At 39.2% G+C, this 15,382-nt stretch carries 15 protein-coding genes and 1 pseudogene; 8 read left to right on the forward strand and 8 right to left on the reverse strand.

Features of this window, described 5'->3' with window-relative positions; genetic code table 11:
• Positions 1-65 precede the first annotated feature (65 nt).
• Entirely contained in the window at positions 66-728 is a 663-nt protein-coding gene (locus UYI_RS0104200) for an HD domain-containing protein (RefSeq protein ID WP_016865418.1), read from the forward strand.
• Here UYI_RS0104200 and UYI_RS0104205 read toward each other — a convergent pair.
• Positions 688-1,311, reverse strand: a complete 624-nt coding sequence (locus UYI_RS0104205) for a TetR/AcrR family transcriptional regulator (RefSeq protein WP_016865419.1) — start codon at positions 1,309-1,311, stop codon at positions 688-690. The two genes, UYI_RS0104200 and UYI_RS0104205, sit on opposite strands and share 41 nt — an antisense overlap.
• A gap of 472 nt (positions 1,312-1,783) precedes the next feature.
• On the opposite strand from UYI_RS0104205, the gene UYI_RS0104210 reads away from it, so the two are divergent.
• The 3 genes from UYI_RS0104210 (at position 1,784) to UYI_RS0104220 (ending at position 5,173) form a co-directional block, all read left to right on the forward strand.
• Positions 1,784-3,088 carry an ABC exporter membrane fusion protein gene (locus tag UYI_RS0104210; RefSeq protein WP_016865420.1) on the forward strand — a complete coding sequence of 435 codons (1,305 nt, stop codon included), beginning with the start codon at positions 1,784-1,786 and terminating at the stop codon, positions 3,086-3,088.
• Positions 3,089-3,189: 101 nt separating this feature from the next.
• Positions 3,190-4,371 carry an ABC transporter permease DevC gene (gene devC / locus UYI_RS0104215; protein WP_016865421.1) on the forward strand — a complete coding sequence of 394 codons (1,182 nt, stop codon included), beginning with the start codon at positions 3,190-3,192 and terminating at the stop codon, positions 4,369-4,371.
• Positions 4,372-4,489: 118 nt separating this feature from the next.
• Complete coding sequence (locus UYI_RS0104220; protein ID WP_026085728.1) at positions 4,490-5,173, forward strand: DevA family ABC transporter ATP-binding protein; 684 nt, start codon at positions 4,490-4,492, stop codon at positions 5,171-5,173.
• A 183-nt stretch (positions 5,174-5,356) separates the two neighbouring features.
• Here UYI_RS0104220 and UYI_RS31920 read toward each other — a convergent pair whose 3' ends face one another.
• The 3 genes and pseudogenes from UYI_RS31920 to UYI_RS0104235 all read right to left on the reverse strand — a co-directional run bounded on the left by UYI_RS31920 (position 5,357) and on the right by UYI_RS0104235 (position 7,241).
• Positions 5,357-5,983, reverse strand: a complete 627-nt coding sequence (locus UYI_RS31920) for an enoyl-CoA hydratase/isomerase family protein (RefSeq protein WP_016865423.1) — start codon at positions 5,981-5,983, stop codon at positions 5,357-5,359.
• A gap of 76 nt (positions 5,984-6,059) precedes the next feature.
• Positions 6,060-6,404 (reverse strand): annotated as a pseudogene (locus UYI_RS0104230) (AraC family transcriptional regulator); the annotation flags it as partial.
• 141 nt (positions 6,405-6,545) lie between these two features.
• Complete coding sequence (locus tag UYI_RS0104235) at positions 6,546-7,241, reverse strand: class I SAM-dependent methyltransferase (protein ID WP_016865425.1); 696 nt, start codon at positions 7,239-7,241, stop codon at positions 6,546-6,548.
• A gap of 396 nt (positions 7,242-7,637) precedes the next feature.
• On the opposite strand from UYI_RS0104235, the gene UYI_RS0104240 reads away from it, so the two are divergent.
• Complete coding sequence (locus UYI_RS0104240; protein WP_016865426.1) at positions 7,638-9,161, forward strand: hypothetical protein; 1,524 nt, start codon at positions 7,638-7,640, stop codon at positions 9,159-9,161.
• 295 nt (positions 9,162-9,456) lie between these two features.
• On the forward strand, positions 9,457-10,035 hold the full coding sequence (locus tag UYI_RS0104250; protein ID WP_016865428.1) for a CHAT domain-containing protein: 579 nt from the start codon (positions 9,457-9,459) through the stop codon (positions 10,033-10,035).
• A gap of 143 nt (positions 10,036-10,178) precedes the next feature.
• Here the strand turns inward: UYI_RS0104250 and UYI_RS0104255 are convergent, their stop codons facing one another.
• Together UYI_RS0104255 and UYI_RS0104260 are read right to left on the reverse strand one after the other, a co-directional pair.
• Positions 10,179-11,231, reverse strand: a complete 1,053-nt coding sequence (locus UYI_RS0104255) for a J domain-containing protein (RefSeq protein ID WP_016865429.1) — start codon at positions 11,229-11,231, stop codon at positions 10,179-10,181.
• A 149-nt stretch (positions 11,232-11,380) separates the two neighbouring features.
• Complete coding sequence (locus tag UYI_RS0104260) at positions 11,381-11,962, reverse strand: TetR/AcrR family transcriptional regulator (RefSeq protein WP_016865430.1); 582 nt, start codon at positions 11,960-11,962, stop codon at positions 11,381-11,383.
• A 51-nt stretch (positions 11,963-12,013) separates the two neighbouring features.
• On the opposite strand from UYI_RS0104260, the gene UYI_RS0104265 reads away from it, so the two are divergent.
• A complete protein-coding gene (locus tag UYI_RS0104265) occupies positions 12,014-12,493 on the forward strand; it encodes a hypothetical protein (RefSeq protein WP_199332253.1) in 480 nt (159 codons plus the stop codon).
• 8 nt (positions 12,494-12,501) lie between these two features.
• Positions 12,502-13,200, forward strand: coding sequence for a 3-oxoacyl-ACP reductase FabG (gene fabG / locus UYI_RS0104270; protein WP_016865432.1), 699 nt, complete (start codon positions 12,502-12,504; stop codon positions 13,198-13,200).
• Between the two features lie 187 nt (positions 13,201-13,387).
• On the opposite strand, the gene UYI_RS0104275 is transcribed toward fabG, so the two are convergent.
• Both UYI_RS0104275 and UYI_RS0104280 read right to left on the reverse strand, forming a co-directional pair.
• A complete protein-coding gene (locus UYI_RS0104275) occupies positions 13,388-14,395 on the reverse strand; it encodes a zinc-binding dehydrogenase (RefSeq protein ID WP_016865433.1) in 1,008 nt (335 codons plus the stop codon).
• 172 nt (positions 14,396-14,567) lie between these two features.
• Positions 14,568-15,374 (reverse strand): aspartyl/asparaginyl beta-hydroxylase domain-containing protein, encoded by an 807-nt coding sequence (locus UYI_RS0104280; protein WP_016865434.1) that lies wholly within the window; start codon positions 15,372-15,374, stop codon positions 14,568-14,570.
• Positions 15,375-15,382 lie beyond the last annotated feature (8 nt).

Raw genomic sequence — 15,382 nt, forward strand, 5'->3', positions numbered from 1 at the left:
AATGGGGATTAAGGTAATGTTAAAGTTGATCTATAAATTAATAATTCACCGTAACTTTACTAGTAGTGGGAAAAATTAATCATGAATTGCTTACTAAGTGGTGGCAGTTGCTCCAATCTTTTCCAGCAGAACAAAATGCTGCTGAAGAAGCCTTTTCGCAACTAGTTGCAGCTTATTCGACTCCAGGTCGCTATTATCACACCCTAGAACACATTTACCATGTACTCTCTACAATAGAGACATTACAAAACCAGGTTCAAGATTTACCTGCTATTCAATTTGCTGCCTGGTTTCATGATGTTGTATATGATACTCAGGCACAAAATAATGAACAACAGAGTGCTAGCTATGCTGGTGAAGTTTTAAGTTCGCTGCAAATTCCTCACAGTATTATTGCTAGAGTCGCAAGTCTAATTTTAGGCACAAAGCATCATCAAGTTGAACCAGATGATTTTGATGCTCAGGTGTTCTTGGATGCAGATTTAGAAATTCTAGGTAGCAATCCCCAACGCTACCATCAATATGCACGTTTGATTCGTCAGGAATATGTTTGGATGCCAGATGTAGAGTATGTTACAGGGAGAAAGCAAGTTTTGCACCAGTTTTTACACAGAGATCGCATTTACTTAACAAATTTGATGTTTCATAAATTTGAATCATCTGCTCGCCAAAACCTGCAAGCAGAAATTATGAGGCTCGAACAGATTTCTCCAGCAAATCAATCATAGTATTAATAATGCGATCGCCTTTCATTGGTATGATATTTTCACCATGCAGCACTTCCTGCGTAATATGGAAATGCACTAAAGATCCAAGTAAAATTCTCGCCATTGCCTCTGGATCTCTTATTTTCAGTTCTGGATGAGACGCTAAATATTTATTGAGAGCCACCAGGGTTGGTTTGATCATGGAATTCACACAAATTTGAGCTAACTCCGGGAAACGACCAGATTCCCCAATTAACACGCGCATAAATGCAGAATGTTCTTTATCAGTACTCATCTGTTCTAAAGCTCTAGTTCCTAGCTGGCGCAAAACTTGCAGTGGCTCTCCTTCCAAAGGTTCGCTACCAAATATCAGCTGAAACTTTTTGCGTGCTAGTCGCTCGATTAATGCTTTAAATAACCCCTCTTTATCTGCAAAGTGGCTGTAAACAGTAGCTTTAGAAACGCCTGCTGCTGCTGCTACCCTATCCATACTTGTACCAGCAAAGCCATGGGCCAGAAACTCCTGCATTGCTCCTTGGAGAATTTGTTCTACTTTCTCAGGTGAACTCTCACGCTCCATTTCATTTGTTTTTACACGTATCATTTTTGCTGATTCCTGCTATCTACCAGAAGTATTGGGGTAGGGGTAAAGGGTAGTCTAAAGGAAAATTTCATTCCTGTTAGCTGCATCCCGACTTCTGTAAGAGACACTATGAACGGAGTTCACAATCAAGAAGCAAGATTTCTCTTCCCCTACACCCTTACACTCTTTCTTCCTTATATCTTTACACCCTAAACCCTTCGTACCTTATTTTTTCTATAAGTTTTTGTCTATAGATTGTAATGCTCAAAGAGAGAAACACGCACACGACAATAGTATTTCTGGAGAAGCCAGAGGTTAGCCCTTAACTTTTCCCTAAATATTTGCCGTGCCGTGTTTGTCAAGAAACTGCAAGGAATATGACTAAACGATACAGTTTAGTTTACTTACATTATAGTACTTGCAAAACTAAACTGTTCGGTTTAGTGTAGTTATATGATAAAACTAAACAGTTTAGTTTTTGGGCAAGGATGCTATGCTGCAAAACTTCAAAGAGGGTTCTTTCTTCCCACAATCGATATTTCGTCCATCAATTGCGATCGCAGCAGTTGTAACTTTTACTGTGGGTGGGATCAGTGTTTACGCGCTTCAGCAGTCTCGGAGTGCTGAACAACAGACAGCACAACAACAGCTAGTGCAACTACCAGAAGTCAAAACAGTCACAGCCTTGGGTAGACTGGAGCCAAAAGGAGAAGTGATCAAACTGTCTGCACCTGCTTCCTCAGAAGGAAGTCGGGTAGAACAATTGTTGGTGAAAGAGGGAGATACAGTCAAAACAGGACAAGTAGTCGCAATTTTAGACAGTCGCGATCGCCTAGTAGCTGCCTTAGAAGAAGCCAAAGAAGCAGTACAAGTAGCCCAAGCAAAGCTACAGCAAGTTAAAGCAGGTGCAAAGCAAGGGGAAATAGCAGCCCAGACAGCAGATATTGATCGCCTGCAAGTAGAAAGACAAACCCAAATCACAGCCCAAAAAGCCATGATCGCGCGTCTGGAAGCAGAAAAAAACACACAAATCGAAGCCCAAAAAGCCACCATTGCTCAGTTGCAAGCACAGCTAGATAATGCCCAAGCTGAATATCAACGTTATCAAAGCTTGTATCAACAAGGAGCGATTTCGGCATCTTCCCAAGATAGCAAGCGCCTGACTTTGCAAACAGCACAGCAACAACTAGCAGAAGCTAAAGCCAACCTCAAGCGCATAGAAGAATCTTTACAAGAACAATTAGCAGAAGCAAGAGCAAACTTAACACGCATTCAAGCATCTGGACAAAAACAAATTGAATCAGGTAAAGCTACCCTCAATCGCATCGCCGAAGTTCGTCCTGTGGATATAGCAGCAGCCCAAGCGGAAGTCAACAAAGCGATCGCATCTGTGAAAAGAGCACAAGCCAACTTAAAACAAGCTTACGTGCGATCGCCCCAAGACGGTCAAGTTTTCAAAATATATACCCGTCCGGGTGAATTAGTATCTAATGACGGCATCGCCGAAATAGGACAAACAGGCCAGATGTATGCAGTAGTAGAAGTTTACCAAAGTGATATTAGTAAAGTGTATCCTGGGCAAAAAGTCCGCTTAGAGAGTGACTCCATCCCTGGTGAATTGTATGCAACCGTAGAAAGAATTGGTTGGCAAATCCAACGGCAAAACGTCATCAACAGCGATCCCTCCAGCAACATTGATTCCAGAGTCGTAGAAGTCCACGCGCAGCTAGATAAAGCCTCCAGTCAGAAAGCAGCAAAATTTACCAACCTGCAAGTGAAGGCAGTCATCGAACAATAACGTAAATGCACCTCGATAAACCCATCCGTGTTATCCGTGTTCATCTGTGTGCATCGGTGTTCGATTTTTAAAACATTAAGTAGACTTGGAGCGAAACTACAGTGATTGGATTTATTCAGCAATTACAGCGACGCACACCCTTAGGATGGCTGCAACTCAACCGTCATAAAAGTCGTTTTCTAGTAGCATTATCAGGCATTGCTTTCGCTGATCTGTTAATGTTCATGCAAACAGGCTTCCAAGCTGCCTTATACAACAGTAACACCAGAATGCATCGCAGCTTAGAAGCAGACATTGTTTTAATTAATCCGCAAGCGCGTAACATCGCCAACTTATCTACATTTACCCGGCGGCGACTATTCCAAACAATGGACGTACCAGGGGTGAAGTCAGCAGAACCGATGTACATCAACACCGTCTCTTGGAAGAATCCCCAAACCCGCAAAGAGACAATGGTTTTGGTGATCGGCTTTAATCCAGATAAACCAGCATTTAATTTACCAGAAGTCAATAGCCAACTGGATAAAATTAAACTACCAGATACCGTCTTATTTGATCGTGGTTCGAGGGGAGACTACCAAGAAGCGATCACGCAAATTGAGCAAGGTAAAACAGTCACTACTGAAATCGAACGCCGGACAATTACCGTCAGTGGGTTATTTAAAATCGGGGCTTCCTTTATCGCTGATGGTAGTTTAATTACTAGCGACCAGAACTATTTGCGGTTATTTCCGAGACGAGAACCAGGTAGCGTTAATTTAGGATTAATTCAAGTTCAACCAGGCTACGATCCGCAACAAGTAGCGACAGCTTTGCAAAAACATCTGGCAAATGAGCAAGATGTCAAAGTTTTAACTAAAGAAGAATTTGTCAAATTTGAGGAACATTACTGGCAAACCAACACTGCGATCGGCTTTATCTTCAGTTTGGGTGTATCAATGGGATTTATAGTCGGGGTGATTATCGTTTATCAAGTCCTCTCCACCGACGTCAACGCCCATATGAAAGAATACGCCACCTTCAGGGCTATGGGTTATCAAAATAGGTACTTATTGAGTGTGGTGTTTGAAGAAGCCATAATTATGGCTATGTTAGGTTTTTTACCTGGATTTGCCATATCTACAGGACTCTATGCCCTCACCCGGAGCGCGACAAATTTGCCGCTATACATGACCTTAGCCAGAGCTTTGCAAGTACTAATTATGACAATAATTATGTGTATGATTTCGGGGGCGATCGCTACTCGTAAAGTCTTAGCTGCTGACCCCGCAGATATGTTTTAACTTAATTTGTTGTTTGTTGTTTGTTGCTTGTTGTTTGGAGAAACTACCAACAATCAACCACCAACTACCAACCACCAACTACCAACAATCAACCACCAACTACCAACTACGAACAATTATGGTTATTTCTGTTAAAAATCTCAATCACTACTTTGGTAAAGGACAACTCCGCAAACAAGCGTTATTTGATATTAATTTAGAGATTAACGCTGGTGAAATTGTGATCATGACAGGCCCTTCTGGTTCTGGCAAAACTACCCTACTAACTTTAGTTGGTGGGTTGCGTTCTGCTCAAGAAGGGAGTTTGCGGGTGTTGGGAAGGGAACTGTGCGGTGCAAATGACAAAGCACTGACACTGGCACGACGTAATAATGGTTATATCTTCCAAGCACATAATTTGCATGGTAGTTTGACAGCTGTGCAGAACGTCAAGATGGGTTTAGAACTGCACAATGGACTTTCGCCAAAAGAAATGTACACTCGTGCTGCCGAGATGTTAGAGATGGTAGGGTTGGGTAATCGTCTGAATTATTACCCGGATGATTTATCGGGAGGACAAAAACAACGAGTAGCGATCGCTCGTGCTTTGGTGAGTCATCCAAAAATAGTCCTTGCCGATGAACCGACAGCGGCGTTAGATAGTAAATCTGGTCGAGATGTGGTTAATTTGATGCAGATGCTAGCCAAAGAGCAGGGTTGTACTATTCTTTTAGTAACTCACGACAACCGGATTTTAGACATAGCCGATCGCATTGTTTATATGGAAGATGGCAGGTTAGCAAATGCTCCTGTGGCAGCATGATTTAAAGAAATCTTGAAGAGCGATCGTAATGTTTAGATTGTAGAAGCTTTTGAACAAGAACAATTTCTAGTCCGATTCTTTTGTTTGCTCTTATCGATCAAAGTAACTGGTTTCATGATCAACTCTCCAAGCGTCCGGTTTGTAGATAGTTGAGAATATGATCGTTTTTCTCCCAAAAAGCAACTAGAGTGCTAACTCATTAGCTCTAGTCAGCAGTTTGTCACGGGGATGAACCTCATTAACCATGCCGATTTGCAACGCTTCCTTGGCTGTCAACTTCTGCATCGTTAAGAGAAAATAGTGTCCTCGAATATCACCCATTGCAGCCGGATAGAGAATTTGCACCCCGTCGGCTGGTACAACCCCGCCTCCGACCGATAGATGCTGGTTATCTTGAAAATAAGCCTCCTCAGCAGCTAAGATAATATCTGCCATGAGCGCATACTCACCATGAATGGGAGCAGGGCCATTAACGGCTGAGATCACAGGAACGCCAATATCGAGAAAATTGTAAAGAAGCTGACGAGCTTCGGTAAGAATGGCATACCAGCCAGCGGGTTTTGTAATGTCATCAACAGTGGAAAAGTCAATATGGCTGATCCATTGGTCGCCAGCACCTGTAAAAATAACAACCTCATTCTGGCGATCGCGAGCAATTTCACCAAACGCATCTGGAAACTCTCGATGTGCTTTACCTGTATGGATGTGCGAATCACCATTGGTATGCATTGTCACTGTTAAGATACCAGAGTCAGTGCGCTCCATGCGGAGATTTTCATACTTATCCTTGTAAGAATCAAAACTAGCCATGAGCATCCTTTCCTGCAAAGCCTAGTTGGAGTAAGCGATTCACGCTCTTTGTTATCTACTCCTACTGTAGGAGAACTTAAGTGCTGCGGTCTTGGACGCTCTTGCTGATCCAGAGGACGTTCTTGCTGTTTTGTTGAATGACTTTAGGTGAAACCCCTACAATCCGCTTGAAATGACGGCTGAGATGGCTTTGATCGTAGAAACCAACAGTAGTTGCAATATCAGCGATCGCCATCTCACCCTGTTGCAACAATTCCTTAGCACGTTCGACCCGACAGCGAATCTGATACTGATGGGGTGCTGAACCAGTTGATTGTTTGAATAAACGAGAGAAATGATATGAACTGAGATTTACCTCAGCCGCAATTTCATCCAAACTTAAGTCCTGATCTAAATGTTCTTGAATGTAGGCGATCGCTCTTGAGTATATGAGAAGTATATAGTCATAGTTTACCAAAACCGGATTTTAGACATAGGCGATCGCACTATTAAAGAGGGAAACCAAAAAAAATTGACTCCAGGGTTGGGGTGGGGTTGCGAGGGGTCAATGCAACAACTAACTTCAGTATTTCAAACAACACAGCAATTTAAATATGATGCCGTAATGGTAGGGTGGTAAATCAACTTGCTGCACTGCTACAAGTCTTTGAGTTGCTGCTTTTACAATTGACAGTAGTTTTTGTGGCGAAATTCGTAGCTCGGTTTTAGGTCCTCGTGGTTTGTCTAACCAAATAGTTTGTTCACGTGGAATTGGTTGCCAGTTAACTACTGAAAAATACCCTTCTGGTTTGAGTAAACTGACGATTTGACGGACAAACTCTACAGGATTTGGTAAACCGTGAAAAGTGCTATGAATCGTGATGTAGTCAAACTGATTTGTAATTATCTGTGGGATAGTAAGGATATCTTGGTTAAGCAATAGACAGTTGGGAACTTCTTTTGCTGCTTGTTGAGCTTGAGCAAGGATAGGAAAATCAATATCAACACCAACAACAAGTGCTGGTTTTACTATTCGTGCAGCAGGAATAGTAAAGTGTCCGTATCCACAACCCAGATCAAGCACAGACATACCAGCTTGCAAGCCCATAATTTTTAGAGTTTCCTCCGGCTGAGACCACAACTTTACCCACCATTCGCGATCTGGCATTGATGTCGCAGGTAAGCACCTTCCTTGCTGTCTACTCATTTGAGTTATCCTGATTTGATCATTTTCAGGTGCAGAAATGGGCAATGGACAACGTTGTTCTGTAGATATCATGTTCTCAAATCTCCAATAATCATAATCAGTGAATTGGCTTTTTCTTAGTTACTTCTCTTAGTTCTCTGAAGTCTTTACGCAACTATACTGGAGAATTGATTTTCATAAGAACATAAAATATCTTGGATATGCCTATAAACAAAAGATTTTGTAGGTTGGATTGAGTTTACGAAACCCAAAATCATCAGTCAAAATCACAAGTATAAACTTTAACTACCTCAATTGCGGAATCTGTAATAGAAACGGTGTAGTATTAATGCAAGTACAACTTTGAAATTTAAAATAAGCAACAAATGGAGGTTGCAACTGGTAGCATGTTTGTCATTCTCGCTTTGATAAAAGCTTTTGAAAAAACTATTGAGTCACATAAGCAAACTTTTAAACATTAACAAATTTATGAATTTGAGCAAGACAGATTCGACTAGGTATCTCTGTGCTGCTGCTTATCTTGACAAAAATTTACGTGAATTAGTTATCCAGAAGATTCTCAAAGAGGAGTATAATGCTATTGCTAAATGTTACGGAGTTGATTTGTCAATTGTAGTTCAACATTGTCTGGTAGCGAAAAAGCAAGAATTTGAACTAGATGTTCTATTGGCAATTCTATTTTTTCTGTTTTATTTTGTAAATATTATAGATAATTTAATTGCAAATAATAAATATTTCATATCTGCAAACTTGATAATTGCTGCTATTGGAATTGTTTTTGTTAAAAAATGGAATCTACGTTATAGAGTACTTGCACAAAAGCTATCAAAAAGTAATATTAGCAATTCTGTTGCTAAATTTAATTTCGGAAAAAGCTTAGAAACAAGACTTGAAAAGCTAACTCAAGAGCAAAATGGTAATGTCATCGTTTACGGAGGATTTTCTCCGTTTGTAGGTTCTGGATCTGATATTGGTGGATGGTCTTTCTCTCTGAATATTAGTAAGGGAAGAGAGGAGATAGGAAAAACACAACAACCAATTCCATTTGAAGTGGAAGAATTATATAAACATGTGTTTAATTCGATAAGAGATTTAGATTTATATGGATTAACCATTGAGGATAAGGTATGTGTAAACGGACAGGAAATCCAAAATAATAGCCTGTTTCTACCTAATCCTTTTAGCCATCCATCTTATCAGGTAGATTCTTCAGTCATCAAAAAATTTGTAAATACCGATACTAAGCATATTCGTGCCTACAAGCATATTAAAGTAATTACATGGAATGGAGAATTGGTATTTTCTGTATTTCTAAGATTTAGAAAATTTAAGAAAAATCTCTTTGTTGAAAATAGTTATTTTCTGCTTCCTCCTGTCAAGGATGATTATAAGGAAATTGATACAATTGCACCGGGTATAACCTTCACAAAAATTAGGAGAGTTTTACTAGACTCTATATTAGAAATAACTTTTTCTCGATTTTTTATATTATTTTTATTTTCTATTGAGTGGACAGAAGCAAATGGATTATTTGTAAAATTTGGGTTGAGCCTTGGATTGTTTGATCTAATTTGGGTACTACTTCCCATACTCTTGAAAACAATAATTGAAGCATGGCTAGATAGAAGCAGACGCAAAAGAAGTGAGCGTATGATCAAAGAAACTGCTAATTTCAATTATGGAGCGATTATGAGTTTGCGTGAAATAGCAAGTTCTTCAGAATTTAGTCAATATTTTCAGAGCCTAGACAAGGAAATGTACTTCAAAGTTATCGAGCGCGAAATTATAGATAGTCTATCTGATTTTTTGGAAAGTAAAAACATAGATACTTCAGATTTGAAAGAAAGACAAATGGCAATATTCAACAGTGGAATGATTGTTTCTGGTGGGAATATTAAGGTTAAAACACTCTCGGTAGGAGAACAAGCAAAAGCAGTAATTAGTAATGTGGTTAAGCTATCAAAGAGGTATAACAAAATACAAGTAAAATAGAACATATAGACTTAAGATTAGTTTTAGTCTTCTAGATGAAAACTTCCCAAAATAAATATAAATAAATAATGAACTGACTTAGAAATAATTTAGAGGGCAAGGTAGTAAATATCTACTCGACAGACAACAAATTGAAACAAGTTTATATAGCTAATTAAAAATAAGGAGATCATGATTTTGAACAATAACACTGAAAATCAAGGAATCCAAATGTATGGTGGTACAATCTCCGCTGAAAACATAGCTAGGAAAAAAGGCAAGGGCAATTAAAAATATAAGCAAGACAGAAGATATTGTGTCAGAAAAGAGTGAGTATGCTGTCAAAACTATTTTGATTTTGGCAGCAAATCCAAAAACAACCCCACCTTTGCGACTAGATGAAGAGGTGAGAGAAATTGATACAGGATTGCAGAGAGCTAAAAAACGTGAGCTTTTCGATTTGAAGCAAAGGTGGGCTGTGCGTGTTCGAGATGTTTACCAATCGCTATTAGACTTCAAGCCGCAAATAGTTCATTTTAGCAGTCATGGTGCAGGGAATGATGGTTTAGCACTAGAGGATGAAAATGGGAAAGTGCAGTTGGTAAGCACAGAGGGTTTAGCTGAATTATTCAAGTTATTTGCCAATCAGGTTGAGTGTGTTCTCCTCAATGCCTGTTACTCAGAAGTTCAAGCCAAAGTGATAGTCCAGCATATTCCCTATGTGATTGGTATGAATAAAGCGATTGGGGATAAAGCTGCTATCGAATTTGCAGTAGGTTTCTACAATGCGTTGGCAGCCGGAGAATCAATCGAGTTCGCTTATCAGCTTGGATGCACCGCTATTCGGTTAGCGGGTATTCCAGAACACTTCATTCCTGTACTACAAAAAAGGTAATGATTTGCAAATAAAACTTCACTTGATAAAACACATTAGCGCCAAGGTAGTCTGATAATAAAATGCAAGTGAACACAATTGATCATATTCTTTTAGTTCTACGTTACCAGGTCACTGAAGACAGGGTTGATAACTGTTAACTGTTAAAACACTATTCTTGCGCCTAATTCTTCCAACATCTGTTCTAACAAATCTTCCATAACTTCCTGGTTCATCTGTTGCAAAATAGTTGGCCCACAGAGAAACTCTTTAATTGTGATTTTCTGCTCTCGAAAATCTTTTACAAAATCGCGGATATGAGAGATAACTTGAATTTCCGATTCAACTTGTCCTAACATCTGATCTATAGGATCAATTCCCTCTTTGGCGATTTTGCGACAATCAGCAACTATCATCCCTTCTGGGGTATTTTTGACTAAACGCAGTTCCCTTTTGATCGTCTCATATTGGGTTTTGAGGAATTCAGTTTCTTGTTCTAAACGATGACATTTGCGGGTTAAATCATCTTCATTGTTACTATCTACAGATTCTCCTGCTTGATGTTGTCGTTCAATTTCTAAAAGTCGAGCTAAATCCCCTTCTTGGTAAGCTTTATTAATTTCCTTCATGATTTCTGTATGACGCATTTGCGTTTCATCATCAGTCACTTTATCAGGGTGAAATATTTCCGCTAACCTCAAAAATGTGTTTCTAATCTTTCTCGATTCATCAGATTTACTTGTAGCGATAAATTCTGACTGTTGTTGATGCTGATAATTGTTTTGTTGAGAAGAACCAAAAAATTCTTGCTCTTGCTCATCTGTTTCAAACAGTTCATCTAATTCTGTGTCTGAATCATCGCGATCGCGTTTTGGACTAATGATTCCCGCCATTTGGAGATTTCGGTAAATTCCCTCAATACTTTTCTTGGTTTGTTTACCAAAATTTCTGGTGGCAAATATTTCATCAAATAATCTATGAATCTCTTCGTCAATTTCTGCAAGTTTTTTAAAGCTGGGAGTACCTCTATGAAATATTTCTGTAGCGAAGGAGCGCATCTGCTCAACAAAATTATTCAGTTCTTTTTGTTTTCTCTTAATCTGTTTCAGCAGCCATTGGTGTTCTTTTTCTAGCGCTTCGAGACGAATATGAACAGATGAAAGAGCTAGTGTAGTTGTGGCAGTCACAGGAGATGGGGAAGAGGTACGTCTAGCCATAGAGTAAATAGGTTAAATTCAAGTTAAAGACTACAATCAAAAGTTATATTTAATAGTTATTAACTCATAATTCATAATTATTAAACTCGTTTTTCTACCTTACTACTTTATGGCACTATGTAATTCCTGAAAAGTACAATCTTTTATTTTTATTTCAGAATCAGGCTAATGGCACGACGAATATAGGCTGAAATTGGTTCACTTGTGGGTGTAAATACCATTGCATAAAGCATGATACCGCTAATTAAATCAAAGACTAAATCACTATCTATATCAGTTTGAATTTCTTGTCTGGCTTTAGCGCGCTCAATTACAATATGAAAACCTGCTCGTCGTGGTTGTAAGTATTTTTGCCAATAGACTTGAGCAAATTTAGGATTGCTGGAAGCAGCGCTGATAATCATAGCCAAAATTTGCCGACCAATAGGCGTTAGGCTAGTTTGCACAGCGTTCTCTATGATAGAGTCCAAGTCACCCCACACTGTTCCTGTATCAGGAATTTTTATCTCTTCACGAATACTTTCAATTGCATCTGCAACTAGTTCTTCTTTAGAGCGATAGCGTCGATAGATTGTAGTTTTGCCAACACCAGCATGAGCAGCGATCGCATCTATACTCAAGCGATCGTAACCCATCTGAGCTAACAAATCGAGGGTAGCTTGCAAAATGGCTTGATGAGATTGGGGACTGCGTGGTCTTCCGGCTGATTTTTTGATGGGTTCATTTGACATTTCCAAAATAAATTACGATACTATTTCGTATCGATACTAATGAGTACAGTTATGATTAAGCCTCAATATACCGATAAAAACAGTACTCAAACCCCACGGCAAGGACTAGAAGAGTATTACGCGCTGAATCCTGGTGTTAGCGATCCACATCAAATGCCTGCTGACTTCGCTAAAATCATGATGGCTCATGATGTTACCCATGTCGTGTTTGGTTGCGATACCAACATGTATGATGAGCTAAGATTACTACCTCTAACTTTTATTGTTAGTGATTACAAATTTCGAGATTATCTACGCGATCGCCAACATCCAGCAGTAGAGGTGATGTACAACGACTTGGTGGAGCATCAAGGTTTACTATGGTTGTATACTTCGATATTGGCAGTATTGCCAAGATTCTTACCAGCGCTAGTTGTCATGTGGTTTAAAAACCGTGGTAGAAAGAAATTCTGGCCCTATTTTGACTACGAACCATTATTTGAGCGTTCTTTATTAGACATTCGCCGAGAATTTGATATATTGCAGAACTGAACAAACTCATGAAAGGCAAGCACATTTTACTTACAGGCGGTACTGGTGGATTAGGTTTAGGCTTAACACCAGCAGTTTTAGCACAAGGTGCAGCAGCAATCACAATTCCTTATTACAACCCTCAAGAAGTCGAACGTCTCAAGGGAATTCTCTCACCTGCTGAAATTGCCAGAATTAAGTTTGTCTCTGCAAATTTAGCAGAAGAAGCTTCAGTAGAAAATGTCATCAACCAGATGCAAAAAGTAGATGTGTTAATTCATCTGGTGGGTGGATTTGCGATGGGAAAAACCCATGAATACAGCTTGGAAAATTGGCAACGGGATTTTGATTTAAACCTGACTACAACTTTTTTGGTTTGTAAACATAGCCTGAGGAGAATGTTAGAAAATGGCTATGGACGGATTGTAACTGTTGGTTCTAGAGGTGCTGTGGAACCATCTGGACAACTAGCGGCGTATTGTGCTTCTAAAGCTGGTGTGGTTGCGCTGACGAAAGCGATCGCAGACGAAACCAAAGGAACTAATATTACTGCTAATGTAGTTCTTCCTAGTGTTATTGATACTCCTAGTAACCGGGAAGCGATGGGTGTGGAAAATGCTGATAAATGGGTAAAAGCTGAGTCTTTGGCGCAGGTGATTTGCTTTTTAGCGTCGGAAGCAGCTAAGGATATTCGAGGTGCTGCGGTTCCTGTTTATGGAAGTGTTTAATTTCTGATGGATTGTCGTGATGAGGAAGATCATGTTTGATGGAACGAACACAGATGCACACTGATGCACACTGATGGATTGTCGTGATGAGGAAGATCATGTTTGATGGAACGAACACAGATGCACACTGATGCACACTGATGGATTTTGGTTGTGTGTTTATGTTGTTTGTGTTTACACTGAAGTTTTATAGTTTTACAACTACTTTGCCGCAATTTTCACCACTGAGTAAATATTCAACTGCTGTGGGGATGGATTCTATACCGTGAAATTGGGTTGGATCTATGGCTACTTTGAGTTGATTGGTATAGAACAGATTTAACAAGCGATCGCGTGCTTCGGCAGCATATTCTTGATAGAGAGGCATAAGAAAACCGCGTACAGAGGCAGCTTTCCAAAAGAGTTTATGATAAATACGAGGCTGTGTGACTTGTTCTAAATCTTTGCCATATTCGGAAATAAAACCAACTACAACTAAACGTCCTCGGATTGCGAGATTTTCTACACAAGTATCAAAAACTTGTTTGCCAATACAATCGAAAACTAGGTTAATGCCATTGGGATATTCATTTTTGAGGACTTGATTGAGATTTTCGCTGCGGTAGTTGATGATGCGATCGCAACCCAATTTTTGTAACAATTCTGCTTTCGCTTGTGAACCACAAGTACCAATCACATGATTACCAGCTAACTTTGCCAACTGTACCGCAATATGTCCTGTTCCCCCTGCTGCTGCTGTCACTAAAACTACTTCATTACTTTTCATCTCTCCTACTTTTTCTAATGCCAGCAAAGCTGATATTCCGGTAGGCATGAGAGTTAGTACTTCTGGTGTTGATTGGCGAACTTTGACTGCAAGATTGGCATCTATAACTTGGTACTCGCGATAACCTCCTCCCCGTACAGTAGTGACAACAGCATCACCTACTTGAAAATCTTCAACATTATCTCCTACAGCTACGACTTCGCCGACAGCTTCTACACCTAAATCAAAAGGAGGAGTTAAGTTAACATAGGGAACTTTACCTTGGCAAAGTAAGGCATCAAAACCAGCATTGATACCAGCAAATTTATTTTGAATTAAAAGTTGATTAGTATCAGGTTTGGGAATAGGAATTTCGACAATTTCAACAGTGGATTTAAAATCTTGACTAATTTGCTTTGCTATTAACCTTTTGTAGGTTTTTACCTTCATTTCCAAATCTTAAGTTTAGCTTTTATTTCTGAAGACGCCAATTAGGTAAATTTTAGTGGGCTGACAAGACTAAATTTGTGCATTAATAAACCGCACCAGGCAAGAGAGAACACACCAGATAGAAGAAGAGATTTATTACACTATTTTAACCTTGTCACGCCACTACTTACTGTTAACTGTTCACTGATAAGGCTTTGTCCCACTCTAATTGATGAGCTAAACCATACTTAATAAAATCTTCTTCTTTGGCTTTATCACTTTTACCAAAAACACCTAAACTGTAAGGATTATCTTGCATTCTTTCTGTCACCTGCTCTTTTTCAAACTGAATCGCTTCTTCTGTTGGCCAATCCGGTTTAAAAAAGTCTACAACTAAGACTGTTCTATCATAATTAGTGTAATTATGCGGACAGTGGGGATAGCTGTGATCTAAAACCATGAATTCCCCTTCATGCCAATAAAGCTTTTCGTGACATATTTTCATCGCCACATCCCCTTCTGGCACAATCAATCCTAAATAACCACGATTCATGTGAGGGTTATAGTTTACATGCAGCTTAATATCTAAGCCTGGATGGAATGTACCAAAATACACATTTCTGAGAATATTATCTTCGCTAAAGTTTACTTTTTCGATTACCTTAGCCAAATTTGGGAAATATTTTTCTCTTAATGCCAGTGCTTTTTCTGATGCCTCAGATGAGCCATAATCAGGATATTTTATTTGATGTACTTGAATATATTCTTCAATAAACAAACCTTGAAATAAAATTCCAAAAGCATTATATTTTGCACTACCTTTGGTTTTAATCGTTTTACTCTTAGGCCCCAGAACATCATAAGTGAACTTTAATTCTTCATCAGATGCATTGTTAATAAAGTGTGTAAATTCATCTCTAATCACTTGCCAATTCTCTTGAAGGCTGTTGATAAAAGGAAATTGCTTTGGATCAAGATGATACTCATTAAAACTTTCCATTATCTTTT

Source organism: Fischerella muscicola PCC 7414, assembly GCF_000317205.1.
Taxonomy (GTDB): Bacteria; Cyanobacteriota; Cyanobacteriia; order Cyanobacteriales; family Nostocaceae; genus Fischerella; species Fischerella muscicola.

Coding starts and splice junctions, on each gene's coding strand:
- UYI_RS0104255 (WP_016865429.1), bottom strand. CDS start 11,231: ATGGCTAGACGTACCTCTTCCCCATCTCCTGTGACTGCCACAACTACA.
- UYI_RS0104240 (WP_016865426.1), top strand. CDS start 7,638: ATGAATTTGAGCAAGACAGATTCGACTAGGTATCTCTGTGCTGCTGCT.
- UYI_RS0104210 (WP_016865420.1), top strand. CDS start 1,784: ATGCTGCAAAACTTCAAAGAGGGTTCTTTCTTCCCACAATCGATATTT.
- UYI_RS0104265 (WP_199332253.1), top strand. CDS start 12,014: ATGATTAAGCCTCAATATACCGATAAAAACAGTACTCAAACCCCACGG.
- UYI_RS0104205 (WP_016865419.1), bottom strand. CDS start 1,311: ATGATACGTGTAAAAACAAATGAAATGGAGCGTGAGAGTTCACCTGAG.
- UYI_RS0104275 (WP_016865433.1), bottom strand. CDS start 14,395: ATGAAGGTAAAAACCTACAAAAGGTTAATAGCAAAGCAAATTAGTCAA.
- UYI_RS0104280 (WP_016865434.1), bottom strand. CDS start 15,374: ATGGAAAGTTTTAATGAGTATCATCTTGATCCAAAGCAATTTCCTTTT.
- UYI_RS31920 (WP_016865423.1), bottom strand. CDS start 5,983: ATGGCTAGTTTTGATTCTTACAAGGATAAGTATGAAAATCTCCGCATG.
- UYI_RS0104220 (WP_026085728.1), top strand. CDS start 4,490: ATGGTTATTTCTGTTAAAAATCTCAATCACTACTTTGGTAAAGGACAA.
- UYI_RS0104260 (WP_016865430.1), bottom strand. CDS start 11,962: ATGTCAAATGAACCCATCAAAAAATCAGCCGGAAGACCACGCAGTCCC.
- fabG (WP_016865432.1), top strand. CDS start 12,502: ATGAAAGGCAAGCACATTTTACTTACAGGCGGTACTGGTGGATTAGGT.
- UYI_RS0104235 (WP_016865425.1), bottom strand. CDS start 7,241: ATGATATCTACAGAACAACGTTGTCCATTGCCCATTTCTGCACCTGAA.